This window comes from Streptomyces sp. NPDC090127 (genome assembly GCF_044746945.1).
Lineage (GTDB): Bacteria > Actinomycetota > Actinomycetes > Streptomycetales > Streptomycetaceae > Streptomyces.
Genome location: NZ_JBIVDE010000004.1, coordinates 188,238 through 206,385, shown reverse-complemented (window position 1 = coordinate 206,385; position 18,148 = coordinate 188,238). Strand labels below are relative to the sequence as shown.

Annotated in this window: 12 protein-coding genes and 1 pseudogene; 5 read left to right on the top strand and 8 right to left on the bottom strand. The window is 71.9% G+C overall.

What is annotated here, in order from left to right:
- Window positions 1-2 precede the first annotated feature (2 nt).
- The 5 genes from ACIPPS_RS16510 to ACIPPS_RS16490 form a co-directional block, all read right to left on the bottom strand.
- Complete coding sequence (locus tag ACIPPS_RS16510) at window positions 3-935, bottom strand: branched-chain amino acid ABC transporter permease (RefSeq protein ID WP_401431908.1); 933 nt, start codon at window positions 933-935, stop codon at window positions 3-5.
- A gap of 106 nt (window positions 936-1,041) precedes the next feature.
- Window positions 1,042-2,274, bottom strand: a complete 1,233-nt coding sequence (locus ACIPPS_RS16505; protein ID WP_401431905.1) for a branched-chain amino acid ABC transporter substrate-binding protein — start codon at window positions 2,272-2,274, stop codon at window positions 1,042-1,044.
- Window positions 2,275-2,721: 447 nt separating this feature from the next.
- Window positions 2,722-3,186: a hypothetical protein gene (locus ACIPPS_RS16500; RefSeq protein ID WP_401431902.1), complete on the bottom strand. Its 465-nt coding sequence runs from the start codon at window positions 3,184-3,186 to the stop codon at window positions 2,722-2,724.
- A 172-nt stretch (window positions 3,187-3,358) separates the two neighbouring features.
- Window positions 3,359-3,877: a PaaI family thioesterase gene (locus ACIPPS_RS16495; protein ID WP_401431900.1), complete on the bottom strand. Its 519-nt coding sequence runs from the start codon at window positions 3,875-3,877 to the stop codon at window positions 3,359-3,361.
- Window positions 3,878-4,044: 167 nt separating this feature from the next.
- The gene (locus tag ACIPPS_RS16490; protein ID WP_401431898.1) at window positions 4,045-6,330 is read right to left on the bottom strand and encodes an FdhF/YdeP family oxidoreductase; all 2,286 of its coding nucleotides are present in this window, start codon (window positions 6,328-6,330) and stop codon (window positions 4,045-4,047) included.
- 175 nt (window positions 6,331-6,505) lie between these two features.
- Between ACIPPS_RS16490 and polA the strand changes: the two genes are divergently transcribed.
- Window positions 6,506-9,160 (top strand): DNA polymerase I, encoded by a 2,655-nt coding sequence (polA, locus tag ACIPPS_RS16485; protein WP_401433087.1) that lies wholly within the window; start codon window positions 6,506-6,508, stop codon window positions 9,158-9,160.
- 75 nt (window positions 9,161-9,235) lie between these two features.
- Window positions 9,236-9,967: pseudogene (locus tag ACIPPS_RS16480) on the top strand (serine hydrolase); the annotation flags it as partial.
- A gap of 133 nt (window positions 9,968-10,100) precedes the next feature.
- On the opposite strand, the gene ACIPPS_RS16475 reads toward ACIPPS_RS16480, so the two are convergent.
- Window positions 10,101-10,973 carry a DUF4184 family protein gene (locus ACIPPS_RS16475; RefSeq protein WP_401431895.1) on the bottom strand — a complete coding sequence of 291 codons (873 nt, stop codon included), beginning with the start codon at window positions 10,971-10,973 and terminating at the stop codon, window positions 10,101-10,103.
- A 232-nt stretch (window positions 10,974-11,205) separates the two neighbouring features.
- On the opposite strand from ACIPPS_RS16475, the gene ACIPPS_RS16470 reads away from it, so the two are divergent.
- The 3 genes from ACIPPS_RS16470 (at window position 11,206) to ACIPPS_RS16460 (ending at window position 14,305) form a co-directional block, all read left to right on the top strand.
- Window positions 11,206-12,963: a lytic murein transglycosylase gene (locus ACIPPS_RS16470; protein WP_401431893.1), complete on the top strand. Its 1,758-nt coding sequence runs from the start codon at window positions 11,206-11,208 to the stop codon at window positions 12,961-12,963.
- A 222-nt stretch (window positions 12,964-13,185) separates the two neighbouring features.
- Window positions 13,186-13,326, top strand: a complete 141-nt coding sequence (locus ACIPPS_RS16465; protein ID WP_355111251.1) for an SPW_0924 family protein — start codon at window positions 13,186-13,188, stop codon at window positions 13,324-13,326.
- Between the two features lie 13 nt (window positions 13,327-13,339).
- On the top strand, window positions 13,340-14,305 hold the full coding sequence (locus tag ACIPPS_RS16460; RefSeq protein ID WP_401431891.1) for a DUF3068 domain-containing protein: 966 nt from the start codon (window positions 13,340-13,342) through the stop codon (window positions 14,303-14,305).
- Here ACIPPS_RS16460 and hrpB read toward each other — a convergent pair.
- Both hrpB and ACIPPS_RS16450 read right to left on the bottom strand, forming a co-directional pair.
- Window positions 14,289-16,916 (bottom strand): ATP-dependent helicase HrpB, encoded by a 2,628-nt coding sequence (hrpB, locus tag ACIPPS_RS16455; protein ID WP_401431888.1) that lies wholly within the window; start codon window positions 16,914-16,916, stop codon window positions 14,289-14,291. The two genes, ACIPPS_RS16460 and hrpB, sit on opposite strands and share 17 nt — an antisense overlap.
- Window positions 16,917-17,156: 240 nt before the next feature.
- Entirely contained in the window at window positions 17,157-17,993 is an 837-nt protein-coding gene (locus ACIPPS_RS16450; protein ID WP_401431885.1) for a class I SAM-dependent methyltransferase, read from the bottom strand.
- Window positions 17,994-18,148 lie beyond the last annotated feature (155 nt).

The window sequence follows — 18,148 nt, the reverse complement described above, 5'->3', positions numbered from 1 at the left end:
CGTCACGCCCTGTCCGCTGTGCGCTGTCCGAGAAGACCTTGTGGTCGGAACAGCAGCACGAGGATGAGGAGGGAGAAGACCCAGATGTCCTTCCACGCACCGCCGCCGAACTGGTCCATCCCGGGGATGTGTTCGACGTAGGCGATGGAGAGGGTCTCGGCGAGACCGAGGACGACGCCGCCGATCATGGCGCCGTAGATGTTGCCGATGCCTCCGAGGACGGCTGCGGTGAAGGCCTTGAGGCCCAGCAGGAAGCCCATCTCGAAGCGGATCTGGCCCTTGTCGAGGCCTTCGGCGACCGCTGCGACCGCGGCGAACGCGGCGCCGATGGCGAAGGCCATCACGATGATGCGGTCGGTGTTGATGCCCATCAGCTTCGCGGTGTCCGGGTCCTGCGCCGTGGCCTGCATGGCGCGGCCGCTGCGGCTCTTCGAGACGAAGAAGCCGAGGGCGAGCATGCACAGCGGGGCGGCGACCAGGACGAACGTGTCGGCGCGGGAGATCGACAGGCCGTCGAAGATCTTGAAGCTTCCGCCGGTGAACTCGGGGAAGGTGACCTTGCTCTTGGCACCCGGGTAGAAACCCCAGATGAGCTGTTGGAGCACGATCGACAGACCGATGGCCGTGATCAGGGGGGCGAGCCGGGGCGCGCCGCGCAGGGGACGGTAGGCGAAGCGTTCGGCGGCGGTGGCGACGGCCACGGAGACCACCGCGCCGCCTATCAGCATCACGGGGATCCCGATCAGGAGGGACGTGCCCTCGGGCAGGATCGTGTACGCCGTGAGCGCGCCGAAGCCGCCGACCATGAAGATCTCGCCATGGGCGAAGTTGATGAGCTGGACGATGCCGTAGACCATCGTGTAACCGATGGCGATGAGGCCGTAAAGGGCCCCCAGGGCAAGGCCGTCGGCCAGCTGTTGCGGCAGTTCGTTCACCGCAGGGCCTCCGATGAGCGTGTCGGATATGACACCGCGCGAGGGCGCTGTTTGCGCCCTCGCGCGGCTTGGTTTAGATGGTGCGTGTGCGGGGTGGTGCGGTGGTTCAGTCCTTGAAGGTCTCGGACTTCACGTCGACCCAGGCGCCGTTCTTGACCTGGTAGACGGTGAGCTGCTTGTTGGTCGTGTCGCCGTACTGGTCGAAGGAGACCTTGCCGGTCACGCCCTCGAAGGAGACGCTGGACATGGCCTCGGTGACCTTGGCGCGGGCGTCGTCGGGGAGCTTGCCGTCGTTGGCGGCGACGACGGCCTTGACGGCCTGGATGATGGACCAGGCGGCGTCGTAGGAGTAGCCGCCGTAGGCCGCGTACGGGTCCTTGAAGCCGGCCGCCGAGTAGTCGGCGATGAACTTCTTGGCGGTCGGGAGCTTCTCGACCGGGAAGCCGACCGAGGTGGCCAGGTCACCGTCGTTGGCCTCGCCGGATGCCTTGATGAACTCCGGGTCGTAGATGCCGTCGCCACCCATGGTGGGGATCTTCGCGCCGGCCTTCTTGACCTGGTCGGAGAGCAGGCCGCCCTCGGGGTACTGGCCGCCGAAGTAGACGGAGTCGGCGCCCGAGCCCTTGATCTTGTTGGCGGTGGAGGAGAAGTCCGTCTCCTTGACCGTCACGGAGTCCGTGCCGACGACGGTGCCGCCGAGGCGCTTGAACTCGTCGGAGAAGATCGCGGCGAGGCCGGCGCCGTAGGTCTGCTTGTCGTTGACGACGAAGACCTTCTTCTTGCCGGCGTCCTTGAACAGGTAGTTCGCGGCGAACTTGCCCTGGATGACGTCCGTGGTGGCGGTACGGAAGTAGGTCTTGAAGGGGCGCTTGAACTCGCCCTTGCCCCAGTTGTCACCCTGCGAGAGGGACGGGTTGGTGTTGGCCGGGGAGACCTGGGTCAGGTTCGCCTTGTCGAAGTCGGCCTGCATCGACTGGGAGACGCCGGAGTTCAGCGGGCCGACGACGCCGAGGACGTCCTTGATGCCGACGAGCTTGGTGGCGTTGGCCTTGCCGGTGGCGGGAACGGCCTGGTCGTCGAGGGCCTCGATCTTGAAGGTGACGCCCGGGACTTCCTTGTTCTTGTTGGCGGTCTGGACCGCCAGGTCCACGGAGTTCTTGATGCCCTGGCCCAGCGCGGACAGCGAACCGGTGAGCGGTGCGTCGACACCGATGACGACGGTGGTGCCGCCGCTGGAGTTGTCGCTTCCGCCCTTGTCGTCGCGCGAACCGCAGGCGGTGAGGGTGAGTGCTCCCGTGGTGATCACGGTGGTGAGGATGAGCAAGGAACGGTGTCGCACGATGAATCCTTTCCCTGGCGCGGCCCCCTCGAGCTGAGGCGGTGCCGTGAAGCGCGGAGCTGGAGGTGCCGTTTGTGAACGCCGGGCCGTACGGGGGATGACGGGGTGACGCAGGGCCGTGCAGTGGACGCGCCCGGCGGCGCGGTGACTGGCGGTGACTCTAAGCGCAGGTGAGGGAGGTGGGGAGCGAGGAGGTCAGGATGTGACTGTCTTGTTATCGCGAGGGGGAGAGGAGGTGGACACGGGGTGGGCAAACAGGGGCAATTCGGTCAGCGCAACGGTGTTCACATAGTGAGAACGTGCAGTTCCGCTCAGGGGCTTGAGCAGATCTTGCTCCTGTCGGACTGCTTGCGGCGGTATCCGGATATCGGACAGTCACTCAAACGTCAGCGGACGGAACGCTGAGTGCAGAGCTCCGTTTCCACATTGCGCGGACGTTACGCAGTGTTACGGGGGTGGCTTCCAGTTCTCCGAACTTCCGGTCGCGCCGTTCGCCGACGCGCACCGTCTTCGGGTCTCCTCGTCGGTGAAGGAGGTCGCGGCCGGGCGGCCGCGGGCGCGTTCGTGGGCGCGGGCGAGCGCGAGGACCTCGTCGTGGATCCTCAGCTGCTCGTTGGAGAGCCCCTTCTGTTCCCAGTCGAGCCCCGCCCATCTGCTCCCGGCCAAGGCCTCCTTGACCCAGTACGCGAGGAGATCGGTGCAGAGGTCCACGAGGGAGGCGGGCGTGGCCGACGGCGGGGAGGGGTCGGCTCCGGTTTCGGCGCCGGCTCGGGCGCCGGCTCCGGTTTCGGTTTCGGCTTCGGCTTCGGCTCCGGAGCGTTCCTCGGAGCAGGCGGAGAGGGAGGCGAGACCGCACGTCGCGAGGGCGGCGAGGAGGACGGACATGACCGTCGTGCGCGCCGGAAGCCCCATGCCGGGGACGCTAGTGGATCGTGCGTTCGGACACAACGGGCCTTCGCGTCACGGGACTTGATGGTGGCGGGAACGCGGCGCGGCCCGGGACGGTGAGGACCGTCCCGGGCCGCGGGGAGCCCTTCGCGGGATCGGGCGCCGACGCCGTTTCGGCCGAGGCGCGTGCCTCGGCTCAGGCGCCGCTTCCGCCCGCGTTCGGTACGGAACCCGCGTTCGGTACGGAACCCGCGTCCTTGGCGGTGACGTCACGGAGCAGGCAGGTCAGGCGGGCCGTGCAGACCCGCTTGTCCTGCTCGTCCGTGATCACGATCTCGTACGTGGCCGTGGAGCGGCCGCGGTGCACGGGGGTGGCGACGCCGGTCACGAGGCCGCTGCGGGCCCCGCGGTGGTGGGTGCAGTTCAGGTCGACGCCCACCGCGATCTTGGAGACGCCGCCGTGCAGCATGGAGCCGATCGACCCGAGGGTCTCGGCGAGGACGGCGGAGGCGCCGCCGTGCAGCAGGCCGTACGGCTGGGTGTTGCCCTCCACCGGCATCGTGCCGACGACCTTCTCCGCGGAGGCCTCGACGATCTGCACACCCATGCGGTTGCCGAGGTGGCCCGCGGAGAACAGGGCGGGGAGGTCGACGCCGAGGGAGGCGTACTCGTCGAGGACTTCCTGCGGGAACTTCACGTGCTGCTGCTCGCCCATCGGCCCGGCTCCGTTCGTCTTCGTACGTCGTCAGTGCGTGCCTGAGCAAACGCTTAGGCGCGGGGCGATTGTTCCAGACGGAGCCGGGGCCGGGTCCAGTCACCCCCGGTCACGGCCCCGGTCACGGCCGGAGCGCCCCGGTCGCGGCCGGAGCGCAGGCGCCCGGGTCAGTCCGCCGTGCCCGTCGGGACCAGCCGGACGATCACGGACTTGCTGGCGGGGGTGTTGCTGATGTCCGCCGTGGAGTCCAGCGGCACCAGGACGTTCGTCTCCGGGTAGTACGCGGCGGCGCAGCCTCGGGCCGTCGGGTAGTGCACCACGCGGAAGCCGGACGCGCGCCGCTCGACGCCGTCATTCCACTCGCTGACGATGTCGGTGTACGCCCCGTCCGCGAGGCCGAGGGCGGCCGCGTCCTGCGGGTGGACGAGGACGATCCGACGGCCGCCCTTGATGCCGCGGTAGCGGTCGTCGAGGCCGTAGATCGTGGTGTTGTACTGGTCGTGCGAGCGCAGGGTCTGCAGGAGCAGCCGGCCCTCCGGCACCGTCGGGAACTCGACGGGCGCGGCGGTGAAGTTGGCCTTGCCGGTCGCCGTGGGGAAGCGGCGCTCGTCGCGGGGCGCGTGTGGGAGCGCGAAGCCGCCGGGCGAGGCGGCGAGACGGGCGTTGAAGTCCTCGAAGCCGGGCACCACGCGCGCGATGCGGTCGCGGATCGTGGCGTAGTCCTTCTCGAACTCCTCCCACGGCGTGGCCGAACCGGCGCCGAGGACGGCCCGGGCCAGCCGGGCCACGATCGCGGGCTCGGAGAGCAGGTGCGGGCTCGCGGGCGGCAGGTTGCCCCGCGAGGCGTGCACCTGGCCCATCGAGTCCTCGACGGTGACGAACTGTTTGCCGGTCGCCTGGACGTCCTTGTCGGTGCGGCCGAGCGTGGGGAGGATCAACGCGCGCGTGCCGGTGACGGCGTGCGAGCGGTTCAGCTTGGTCGAGACGTGGACGGTGAGCCGGGCGCGCCGCATCGCCGCCTCGGTGACCTCCGTGTCGGGGGTGGCGCCGACGAAGTTGCCGCCCATGGCGAAGAAGACCTTCGCCTCGCCGTCGCGGAGCGCCTGGATGGAGCGGACCACGTCGAAGCCGTGGTGGCGCGGCGAGACGATCCCGAACTCCTTGTCCAGGGCGTCCAGGAAGGCGGGCGCGGGCCGCTCGAAGATGCCCATCGTGCGGTCGCCCTGCACGTTCGAATGGCCGCGCACGGGGCAGACTCCGGCGCCGGGGCGGCCGATGTTGCCGCGCAGCAGAAGGAAGTTGACGACCTCGCGGATCGTCGGCACGGAGTGCTTGTGCTGGGTGAGGCCCATCGCCCAGCAGACGATGGTCCGCTTCGAGGCGAGGACCATCTCCAGGGCCCGCTCGATCGTGGTGCGGTCCAGGCCGGTCGCGGCCAGCGTCTCGTCCCAGTCGGCGGCGCGCGCGGCCGCCGCGAACTCCTCGTACCCGTGGGTGTGCTCCCGTACGAACTCCTCGTCGACCGCGCCCGGCGTCTCCAGGACCAGCTTGTTGAGGAGGCGGAAGAGGGCCTGGTCGCCGCCGATGCGGATCTGGAGGAAGAGGTCCGTGAGCGAGGCGCCCTTGAAGAGGCCCGCGGGTGTCTGCGGGTTCTTGAACTTCTCCAGGCCGGCCTCGGGCAGCGGATTGACCGAGATGATCTGTGCGCCCGCCGCCTTGGCCTTCTCCAGGGCGGAGAGCATCCGGGGGTGGTTCGTGCCGGGGTTCTGGCCGGCGACGACGATCAGGTCGGCCTGGTGCAGGTCCTCCAGGGAGACGCTGCCCTTGCCGATCCCGATGGTCTCGTTGAGCGCCGAACCGGAGGATTCGTGGCACATGTTGGAGCAGTCCGGCAGATTGTTCGTGCCGAACTCGCGGGCGAAGAGCTGGAAGAGGAACGCGGCCTCGTTGCTGGTCCGCCCCGAGGTGTAGAAGAGCGCCTCGTCGGGGGAGGCCAGGGCGGTCAGCTCCTCGGCGATGATCGCGAAGGCGCGCTCCCAGCTCACCGCCTCGTACCGCTCGGCGCCCTCCGCCAGGTACACGGGCTGGGTGATCCGGCCCTGCTGGCCCAGCCAGTACCCGCTGCGGTCCGCGAGGTCCGCCACCGGGTGCGCGGCGAAGAAGTCCGGAGTCACCCGGCGCAGCGTCGCCTCCTCGGCGACGGCCTTCGCCCCGTTCTCGCAGAACTCCGCGACGTGCCGCTTGTCGCCCTCCGGCCATGCGCAGCCCGGGCAGTCGAAGCCGTCCTTCTGGTTGACCGCCAGCAGCGTCCGCGCGGTGCGCCGCACGCCCATCTGCGCCTGCGAGATCCGCAGGGTGTGCGCGACGGCGGCGAGGCCGGCGGCGGCGTGCAGCGGCGGCACGACCTGCGGCGCGTCCTGGACCGGGTCGCCTGCGGGGGGCTTGCTGACCATCGCGCTCTCCCTTGAGCGGTCGACCTGTGGCGTACGTCTCCGATCCTGTCACGGGCCACTGACAGCGTGGAGCCCGGACCGGGCGTGGACGGGATTGTCGGTGGTCCGTGGCAGGATCGTCCCTGTGGCAGAGACAGCGAAGAAGACCGAAGAAACCCGTCCGCGCCTGCTCCTCATGGACGGGCACTCGCTCGCGTACCGGGCGTTCTTCGCGCTGCCCGCGGAGAACTTCACGACCGCGAGCGGACAGACGACGAACGCGATCTACGGCTTCGCGTCGATGCTGGCGAACACGCTGCGTGACGAGGCCCCCACGCACTTCGCCGTCGCGTTCGACGTTTCCCGCAAGACGTGGCGCTCGGCCGATTTCCCCGAGTACAAGGCGAACCGCTCGAAGACCCCGGACGAGTTCAAGGGGCAGGTCGAGCTGATCGGCGAGCTGCTCGACACCATGAACGCGACGCGGTTCGCCGTGGACGGCTTCGAGGCCGACGACATCATCGCGACGCTCGCCACCCAGGCCGAGGCGGCCGGGTTCGACGTCCTGATCGTCACCGGCGACCGTGACTCGTTCCAGCTGGTCACCGACCACGTGACCGTGCTCTATCCCACCAAGGGCGTCTCCGAGCTGACCCGCTTCACGCCGGAGAAGGTCCAGGAGAAGTACGGCCTCACCCCCTCGCAGTACCCCGACTTCGCCGCCCTGCGCGGCGACCCCTCCGACAACCTCCCGGGCATCCCCGGCGTCGGCGAGAAGACGGCGACGAAGTGGATCAGCCAGTTCGGCTCGTTCGCGGAGCTGGTCGAGCGCGCCGACGAGGTCAAGGGCAAGGTCGGGCAGGCCCTGCGCGACCACCTGGAGTCGGTCAAGCTCAACCGCCACCTGACCGAGCTGGTCCGGGACGTCGAGTTGCCCCGCACCGTCGCCGAGCTGGAGCGCCCGCCCTACGACCGGACGGCGCTCAAGGGCTTCCTGGAAGTCCTGGAGATCCGTAACCCGAGCCTGCGCGAGCGCCTGCTCGCGGTCGACCCCGGCGCCGAGGAGGACGAGGCCCCGGCCCCCGAGGCGGGCATCGAGCTCGACGGCACGGCGCTGGGCACGGGCGAGCTGGCCCCCTGGCTGGAGGCGCACGGCGGGCAGCCGCTCGGTGTGGCCACCGTCGCCGCCTGGGCCCTGGGCGCGGGCAACGTCAGCGAGGTGGCCCTCGCGGCGGCCGACGGCACGGCGGCGTGGTTCGACACGACCCGGCTCGACGAGCAGGACGAGCGCGCGTTCGCCGCGTGGCTCGCCGACCCGGCCAGGCCGAAGGTGATGCACAACGCCAAGGACGCCCTGCGGGTCTTCCCGGAGCACGGCTGGCACCTCGACGGCATCACGATGGACACCGCGCTCGCCGCGTACCTGGTCAAGCCCGGCCGCCGCTCCTTCGCCCTGGACGCCCTCTCCGTCGAGTACCTCCACCGTGAGCTGGCCCCCGCGGCCGCCGACGGGCAGCTCGCCTTCGGCACCGACGAGCACGCCGAGGCGGACGCCCTGATGTCCCAGGCGCGCGCCGTGCTCGACCTCGGAGAGGCGTTCGGCGAGAAGCTCGGCGAGGTCGGCGCGACGGAACTGCTGCACGACGTGGAGCTGCCGACGTCCCTGCTCCTGGCCCGGATGGAGCGGCACGGCATCGCCGCCGACCGCGCCCATCTGGAAGCGATGGAGGTGCAGTTCGCCGGAGCGGTGCAGCAGGCCGTCAAGGAGGCGCACGCCTCCGTCGGGCACGAGTTCAACCTCGGCTCGCCCAAGCAGCTCCAGGAGGTCTTCTTCGGCGAGCTGAACCTGCCGAAGACGAAGAAGACCAAGACCGGCTACACCACGGACGCCGACGCGCTGGCGTGGCTGGCCGGGCAGACCGAGCACGAGCTGCCGGTCCTCATGCTCCGCCACCGCGAGCAGGCGCGGCTGCGCTCCACGGTCGAGGGCCTGATCAAGACGATCGCCGCCGACGGCCGCATCCACACCACCTTCAGCCAGACCGTGGCAGCCACCGGCCGTCTCTCCTCCACCGACCCGAACCTGCAGAACGTGCCGGTGCGCACCGACGAGGGCCGGGCGATCCGGCACGGCTTCGTCGTCGGCGAGGGCTTCGAGTCCCTGATGACGGCGGACTACAGCCAGATCGAGCTGCGCGTCATGGCGCACCTCTCCGAGGACGAGGGCCTCATCGAGGCCTTCACCTCCGGCGAGGACCTGCACACGACGGTCGCCTCGCAGGTCTTCGGCGTCGAGCGGTCCGGTGTCGACGCGGAGATGCGGCGCAAGATCAAGGCCATGTCCTACGGCCTGGCGTACGGCCTCTCGGCCTTCGGTCTCTCCCAGCAGCTGAACATCGAGGCGGGCGAGGCCCGGGCCCTGATGGACACCTACTTCGAGCGCTTCGGCGGGGTGCGGGACTATCTGCGCCGCGTCGTCGACGAGGCCCGCGCCACGGGCTACACCGAGACGATGCTCGGCCGCCGCCGGTACCTCCCGGATCTGAACAGCGACAACCGCCAGCGTCGCGAGGGCGCCGAGCGGATGGCGCTGAACGCGCCGATCCAGGGCACGGCGGCGGACATCGTGAAGGTCGCCATGCTGAACGTGGACCGGGCGCTGGCCGAGACCGGGCTCGCCTCCCGCATGCTGCTCCAGGTCCACGACGAAATCGTGCTGGAGGTGGCCCCCGGCGAGCGGGAGCAGGTCGAGGCCCTCGTCCGCGCCCAGATGTCGGCGGCGGCCTCGCTCCGCGCCCCCCTCGACGTCTCGGTCGGCGTCGGCCCGGACTGGGAGTCGGCGGCCCACTGACGAGCAGGGCGCCGCTTGCGCCAAGTGGACCAGTTCGGGGGCGCTTCGGGTCGGGGCGCTCCCGAGACTGGGTGCATGACCAGGAGCCGTCGTCCCCGTTCGCGTAGCTGGGTCGTCCTCGGCGCGGTCCTCGGCGTGCTGGGCGTCCCCGCGCCCGCCGAGGCGGCGCACCGGGCCTCCGCAGCGGCGAGCCCCCTCTGTGCCTCGACCGGCGCCCCCACGCTGGCCGCCCAGCTGTCCACCGACATCGCCGCCGCCCTCAAGGGCCGCGACGGCACGGTGTCCGTCGCCGTCCACGACCCCGGCCGCGGCCTGCGCTGCCGGCTCGCCGACGACCGGTACTACGACGCCGCCAGCGTCGCCAAGGTACTGATCATGGAGTCGGTCATGGGCCGCGCGGTGGAGTTCGAGCGCCCGCTCACCACGCTGGAGTCCGACCGGATGAAGGCGATGATCACCCACTCCGACAACGAGGCCGCGACGGAGCTGTGGTGGGGCCTGTCCCGCGACCGGATGCGGCGGGTCCTCGCCGACGCCGGTGCGAACGACACCGTCCTCGGACCCGACCGCTACTGGGGCCTCACCCGTACCACCGCGCGCGACCAACTGGCCCTGCTCGCCGCCGTCTCCCGCCGGCCCGCCGCTCTCACGCTCATGGGGCAGGTCGTCGCCTCACAGGCCTGGGGCGTCTCGGCCGGCGCCCCGCGCGCCGCGCGCGTTCACCTGAAGAACGGCTGGCTGCCCCGCGACACCCACGGCTGGCGGGTGCACAGCATCGGCCTCGTCCGGGGCGGCGGCCACGACTACCGCCTCGCCCTGCTCAGCCACGACAACCCGACCATGAGTGGCGGCGTCGGCACGCTGGAACGCGTCGCGACCGCCGTCCACCGGCGGCTCGCCGGCGGCGCCGCGGCCCGCGGCTTCACGCCGGAGAGCGAGATCAGCGAGATCCCGGACGGGAGTGCGCCGGCTCACGACCCGCTTCGCCCTCCGTGGACGCCGTCGGACGTGGGCGCGCTCCGCGCAGCCGCATCCCCGCCCCGTACAGCAGCAGGCCGACGGCGAGCCCCGCGCCGGCCCCGAAGCAGGCCGTCGGGATGATGTCCAGGGGCGTGTCGATCCGCCCCCAGTACGCGTACCAGCGCAGGCACCGGTGCACGATCCCGGCCAGGACGCAGCCGCCGATCAGTCCTCCGGCCAGCCACCGGCCCCGACGGCTCAGGACCGGCACCCCGGCGGGCGGCGTCGTCCCACCGGGCGCGGCCCGCAGCGCACGCGCGCTGAACCAACCCAGCAGAACGAGAGCCAGCGCCGAACCTCCGTACTGCACGTACAGATAGACCGGAAAGCCGGCCACGATCTCGTCGAGGAACGGGACGGCGCGGGTGCCCCAGCGGTCGAGATGGGTGAAGGAGTCCCACACCACGTGCGTCGCGGCGCCCAGTGCCGCCGACAGACAGAACCAGGTCGCCAGCGGCAGGGCCGGCCGGCCACGCCAGGAGGCGCCCCGGGCGACGCCGTACACCGGGCTCTGCCAACGCCCCGGCAGCAGCGCCATCAGCGGCTCGCGCACCATCAGCCACATCGCCACCAGCGCGGCGGTGATCAGCAGATCGACCGTCAGGATGCCCACGGCGGAGTGCGTGACGCTCCCGAAGAGCATCGCGCCCGGGACGGCCGTGGCCGCGAAGTAGGTCATGTCGGGCGAGAACGACCCCGCCACGAGCGCGGAGGCGATCAGTGGTCCGCGTCCCGTGCCGTCGCGGCGGATGCCGGGCAGCACCGCGGCGGCATGGCTCAGCGTGAACGGCATCGGAACATCCCCCTCGGAACCCGCGCCGGCCCCGGACGTCTCCCACGGCGGCGGTCGGCGGTCACGCCCAGTATGCGGGACGGCCCGCGTCCGCACCGTGGGCGACCAAGAGGTGACGAAAGCGTGAAACGCGGTCAGGGCGCGGTGTTCCGGGGCCGGTCGGTGTCATAGGGTCTTCTGAGGCCACGCGCGGGGAGCGCGCGGGTGCAGTCGAGGGGGAGGGACCATACGTATGGCAGCGCAATTCGGCCGCCGTCTGCGCCGGGGAGCCACGAGCGGTGCCGTCGTCGCGGCGGCGGTGGCGGCACTGGCCGCCTCGCAGGGCCCCGGCGCCGTTCCGCCCCCGCCCTCCGACACCGCGGCCGGGGACCGGCCGGTCGGTGCCGGTGACGCGTCGCCGACCGCGCCCGACGGTTCGGCGACCGGCGACTCGCCGTACTACACCGACCTGCCTCCGCTGAACACGCCGAACAAGCCCGGCACTTCCATAGACCTGCCGATCATCACCGGTCCCGCCGAGGCCGGCATACCCGCGTCCGTACTCGCCGCCTACAAGCGTGCCGAGCAGTCGATCCGGTCCAGCGACCCCACGTGCCACCTGCCGTGGCAGCTGCTCGCCGGCATCGGCAAGGTCGAGTCCGGGCAGGCGCGCGGCGGCCGCGTCGACGCCAACGGCACCACGCTCTCGCCGATCCTGGGCCCGGTCCTCAACGGAGTCGGCTTCGCCAACATCTCCGACACCGACCGCGGCGCCTTCGACGGTGACTCGACGCACGACCGCGCCGTCGGCCCGATGCAGTTCATCCCCTCCACCTGGGCGACCTGGGGTCAGGACGCCAACGGCGACGGCCGCAAGGACCCCAACAACATCTACGACGCCGCCCAGGCGGCCGGCCTCTACCTCTGCGCCAACAACCGCGACCTCGCGGTCAAGGCGGATCTGGACCGGGCGGTCCTCAGCTACAACCGCTCCACCGAGTACCTGCGCACGGTGCTCTCCTGGTTCGAGTACTACCAGCGCGGCACCCATCAGGTCCCGGACGGCACGGGCGTGCTGCCGGTCGACCGCAGCGACACCACCCCGAGCACCGGCCCCTCCCCGCGACCCACGCCGACGAAGCCCGCGACCCCCTCGCCCTCGCCTTCGCCGACCACGCCGTCGACACCGAAGCCGAACCCGTCCACGCCGGGCACCACTCCGCCGGTCACGCCGCCCGTCACCCCGCCGGCGGCCGTGAAGGTCGTCAAGCTCAAGGACGCCGGCACCGGCACGCTGACGGCCACTGTCGGCAGCGTCTTCGCCGAGCGCCCGACGGTCGAGGCGCTGGACGCGGCGGGCAAGCCCGTCGCCGGGCTGAGCGTGCGCTTCGAGATCGTCGGCGGCACCGACGCCAACCTCGGTGGCGTGGCGAAGAGCGTCACCGTACTCACCGGCCTCACCGGCCGTGCCGTCGCGCCGCCCGTCCGGGCCGGCGAGCAGACGGGCACCTTCACGGTCCGGGCCACGGTCGTCGGCCGGAACGTCCCGCCCGTCTCCTTCACCGCCACCGTCACCGAGCGGCGGGCCGACACGCTGGTCCGCGGCGACGCCACGGAGCTGACCGCCACGACCGGCGCCCGGTTCACCGACCGTGTCCTGGTGAAGGCCACCCTCGACGGCGCCATCGCCTCCTCGGTCGGCGTGACGGCCACCATGATCAGCTCGGCCGCCGACCCGCAGCAGAACACCAAGGGCCCGTACTTCAAGGACGCGGGCGGCAACCCGGTCCGCACCCTCACGGGGCTGAAGACGGACGCGTTCGGACTGCTCACGCTGCCCGACATGTTCGCCGACGACCAGGCCGGCACCTTCCTGCTCCGGCTCACCTCGCCCGGCGGCGGCACCGTGACCATCGAGCTCAAGGTCACCGCCCCGGCCCCGGACCCCGACCCGACGCCCACCGCCCCGGCCTCGGCGACCGCCACTCCCAAGGCCACGCCGACACCCTGAGCCACGGCCCGGCCGGACACCCCCGCGCGCGGCCACCGCGCACGCCGCGGCGCCGGCCGCCGAACCGGCCTCGAACCGGCAGTCGATGCGCCGCCGTCCCGTCCGCCCGGACGGGACGGCGGCGCTCTGCGTTCTGAGTGCAACGTGTTCTCATCTCGGGCCCACGTTGCTACGGTGCCCCAGCCCTGACGCCGCATCAGATCGAGCACCGGGAGGCCGACCATGCGCGCCCTCGTAGCCGCCGCCATCGGGCTGGTCCCAGTCCTCCTCGTCATCCTCCTGGTCTCCGTCGTCGACCTGCCGCCCGACGGGCCCACCTCGCCCAAGCCCCTCCTCACCGCCGACCCCGGCCCCAAGAAGTAGGAGGAGCCCTTCCATGCGCCGCCGAGCCAGCCTCGTCCTGCTCTCCTTCGCGGTCTTCTTCGCCGCGATGGCCCCCACCCTGCGCTGGTACGTCTTCCCCCGCGTGGCGAAGATCCCGCCGAACCAGTACCAGGAGATCGTCCTGGAGGCGAAGCCCGCCACCCTCGTCGACTACTCGACCCTCACGGCCAAGAAGGTCGACAAACTCACGATCATCCAGACCCTCAAGGGCAACGTGGAGGAGTCGAAGCGGATCGAGCGCGACGCGGGCCGCGACGTCGTCGTCTGGGACGCCCTCACCTACATCACCGGCCCCGACGGCAAGATGGTCTCCCAGATCCCCGAGCGCTACGTCTTCGACGCCCACACCCAGGACCCGGTCAACGCCACCGGCGCGACGGTCGACGGCGACGCGGTCCGGCGCGAGGGCATCGAGTTCAAGTGGCCCTTCCTCACCGAGAAGCGGGACTACCAGTACTTCGACGCCCGCTCCCGGACCACCTCCCCCATCCACTACAAGGGCACCCGCACCTTCCGGGGAATGGAGGTCTACTACTTCGAGCAGACCATCCCCTGGCAGAAGGTCCCCATGCCCAAGACGATGCCGGTCAAGGGCATCACCCCCGAGGTGATCAGCCGGTCCGGGATGTCGATCTGGTACACGACCAAGCGGATGTTCTGGGTCGACCCCGTCACCGGCGCCCCGGTCAACGGTGAGGAGATCCACGAGGAGGAGCTCCGCAACGACAAGACCGACTGGAAGGTCACCGCCTTCTCCGGCCACGTGAAGATGCGCGAGGACTACATCCAGGACACCGCCGAACTGGTCAAGTCCAACCGGACCATCGTCCTGCTCGTCACCTCCTATCTGCCGTGGACCTTCGTCACCCTGTCCCTCCTTCTGCTCGCCCTCTCCCTCTGGCTGGAGGCGCGCGGCCGGCGCCCCGCCCCCGACAGCTCCGCTACCGCTCCCTCCTGAACCGTGCGCTGGTGTGCCGCGTCGGCTCCGCCCCCGCCGGGTCCTCCGGCCACGGGTGCTTGGGATAGCGCCCGCGCAGATCCGCCCGCACGGCCCGGTAGCCGTCCCGCCAGAACGAGGCGAGGTCCGCGGTGACGGCCGCAGGTCGTCCGGCGGGGGAGAGGAGATGGACCACGACCGGCGTGCCGCCCGCCACCCTCGGCGTCTCCGCCAGCCCGAACATCTCCTGCACCTTGACCGCCAGGACCGGCTGCTCTCCGCTGTAGTCCACCCGTATCCGCGAGCCGCTGGGCACCTCGATCCGCTCGGGAGCCAGCTCGTCCAGCCGACCGGCCTCGCCTGTCGCCCAGGGCAGCAACCGCCCCAGCGCCTGCCGGGCGTCGATCCGACCCAGATCGGCCCGCCGCCGGGCCCGCGACAACTCGGGCTCCAGCCACTCGTCCGCCCGGTCGAGCAGGGCCTCCTCCGTCACCTCGGGCCACGGATCGCCCAGCACCCGGTGGAGAAAGCCGAGCCGCTGTCTCAGCTCCTCCGCCTCCCGACTCCACCGCAACAGCCCGAGCCCCTCCCGCCGCAGCCCGTCCAGGAGCGCCTCCCGTACGCGTACGGGATCGGCGGCGTCCCGCAGCGGACGGGCGGCCAGCTCGACCGCGCCCAGCCGGGTCACCGTCCGGACCACCAGGTCCCCGTCCTCCCAGTGGACCTCCTCGCCCGACGCGAGCAGATGCCCCGCGGTCGCCCGCGCCACGTCCTCGTCCACCACGGCCGCCAGCCGCACCCGGGCGACGGCGCTCCGAGCGGTCCGGTCCGCCACGGCGACGGCCAGCCACGCGGCGCTCCCGAGCCCCGACCCGTCGGCCGTCTCGGCGCCCGTCCCCGAGACCATCAGGAAACCGCTCCCCTCCCGCGCCCGCGCCACCCGCTCGGGAAACGCGTACGCCGTCACCATCCCCGCGACGAGGTCGTCCCCACCTCCGGCGAGAGCTCCGCTTCCCCTCCCGGCGAGAGCGCCGCCCCCGCCGACGGCTCGACTTCCGCCCTCGTCCGTGTCCCTTGCCCCGGCAGCTCCGCCCCCGGCGCCCGCCTCGCCCGCCGACCGTTCGAGTCGCCGGGCCTCCGCCTTCCAGCGCGCCCCGTACCCGTCGGCGCCCCGCCGTGCGGTGCGCCAGGCGACCGCCAGGTCGTCCCCGTACTCCCGAGGCGGCTCCTCGCTGAGCAGCGCGACCACCTCGGCCGCCCGTCGCGTCCCGACCTCGGGCGCGCTGTCCAGGAGGGCCCGGGCCAGCCGCGGGTGCACCCCGAGCCGGGACATCCGTACCCCTCGCTCCGTCGCCCGGCCCTCCTCGTCGACCGCGCCGATCGCCGTCAGCACGGAACGGGCCGCCGCCATCGCCCCGGCCGGAGGGGGGTCCAGGAGGGCGAGGCCCTGCGCCGAGGGGTCTCCCCAGCACGCCGTCCGCAGGGCGAACGAGGCCAGGTCGGCGATCTCGATCTCGGGGGAGGGGAAGCGGGCCCGGCGCCCGTCGTCCGCCTCCGCCCAGCAGCGGTAGACGACACCGGGCGCCTCTCGGCCGGCGCGGCCCGAGCGCTGGGTAGCGCCCGCGATCGACACCGGCACCGTCGCCAGTGAGCCGAGTCCCCGGGCGTGGTCCATGCGCGGCTCCCGGGCCAGGCCCGAGTCCAAGACGATCCGCACCCCGGGCACCGTGAGGCTCGACTCCGCCACCGAGGTCGCGAGGATCACCCTGCGCCGCCCGCCGGGCTCCGTCCCCTTCAGTACCGCGTCCTGCACCGCCGCCGGGGCACGCCCGTGCAGCTGGAGCACATCGGCGTCGAGGTCGGCCAGCATGCCCGCCGTCCGCGCGATCTCTCCCGTACCGGGCAGGAAACAGAGGACATCGCCCTCGGACCGTGCGCAGGCGAGCCGGACCGTCGCCGCCACATGGCGGAGAAGAGCCGGATCCACCCAGGTGCCGTGGGCGGGCCTGATGCCGACGGGCGGTGCGGCGAAGCGCACGACGTATCCGTGCCCCTCGCCCTTCCCCCACACGATCGGCGCCGGACCGCTGCCGTCCAGCACCGTGAGGAGCTGCGCCCACGCCTCCGCGTCGCTGGTCGCCGAGGCGGCGATCAGCTTCAGCTCCGGCCGCAGCGTCGCCCGGACGTCCACCAGGAAGGCCATGGCCGTGTCCGCGTCGAGATGACGCTCATGGCACTCGTCGAGCAGCACCACGTCCACGCCCGCCAGCTCCGGATCCCGCTGGAGGCGCTGGAGGAGGACGCCGGTCGTCACCACCTCCACGCGGGTCGCGGGACCGCCCCGGCGCTCGCCGCGCACCGAGAAGCCGACGGACCCGCCGACCTCCTCGCCCAGCAGCCACGCCATCCGCCGGGCGGCCGCCCGCACCGCCATCCGGCGCGGCTCGGCCACCAGCACCCGCCGCCGCGGACCGTCCCCTATGAGTCCCGCGAGCGCCAGTGGCACCAGCGTGGTCTTGCCGGTGCCGGGAGGTGCGTACAGCACCGCCGTGCCGCGCTCCTCGAGCGCGGTCAGCAGCTCGGGGACGGCATGGCGGACGGGGAGACGGTCGAGTGCGTCGTTTCGGATCACGCACTCAGTCTCATACGTCGTCGCCGGGGACGGGCCCGGCCATCCACAGCCCCCGCCCTTTCATACGACTAATACGTCGCCCGGCCGACGCGCCGCCCGGCCCACGCGCCACCCAGCCGACGCGCCACCCAGCCGACGCGCCGCCCGGCCGACGCGTCGCCGGGGGCAACGCATCGGCCGGGCAAGGCGTCACTCGGCCCAGCGTCGCCCGGCCACGGCGTCGACTCGCCCGCCGGTACGTCAGTCCCGCTCGCACACGAAGATCGCCGTGCCCGGGATCAGGTTCCCCCGCAGCGGGGACCAGCCGCCCCACTCCTGGCTGTTCCACTCCGGCCACTCCGGCTCCACGAGATCGATCAGCCGGAAGCCGCCGGCCACCACGTCCCGTACCCGGTCGCCGATCGTCCGGTGGTGCTCGACGTAGACGGCCCGGCCCTCCTCGTCCTGCTCGACGTAGGGGGTGCGGTCGAAATAGGAGGCCGCCACCGTCAGGCCTTCGGGCCCCGGCTCGTCGGGGAACGCCCAGCGGATCGGGTGCGTCACCGAGAACACCCACCGACCGCCCGGCCGCAGCACCCGGCGCACCTCGCGGAACACCTTCACCGGGTCCGCCACGAACGGCACCGCGCCGTACGCCGAACACGCCAGGTCGAAGGAGCCGTCGCGGAACGGCAGAACGCCCGCGTCCGCCTCGACCAGCGGCACGTCCGCACCGATCCGCAGCGCGTGCTGGAGCTGGCGGTGCGAGAGATCCAGCGCCACCGGCCGCGCCCCCCGCGCGGCCAGCCAGCGCGAGCACTGCGCCGCGCCCGCCCCGATCTCCAGGACGTCGAGCCCCTTCAGCGCGTCCGCCGGACCGAGCAGTCCCGCGTCTGCCTCGTCGAGCCCTTCCGGGCCCCAGACGAATCGGTCGTCCCCCAGGAACGCTCCGTGCTCACTCTGGTACTCGTCGGCGTTCCGGTCCCACCAGCCCCGGCTCGCCCGGCTGCTCTCGGTGTCCCCGGCGGCACGGCGGGTCGCCTCGGCCTCGTCCTCTTCGCCCACCGGTCCGTCTTCGTGTTCGTACTCTTGGTTCATCTCGTCCGTCGATGTAGTTTGCGCACAGCGCCGCCAAGCGGTCCGCCATGCGGGTCCGCGGCGCGGGTCCCGGGGGCCATCATGGCCTGGGGAGGGTTGAGTTGTGCCGGGTTTGCGGTGTTCTGCCGCGCGTGCACGCTTCGCGCATTGACCCT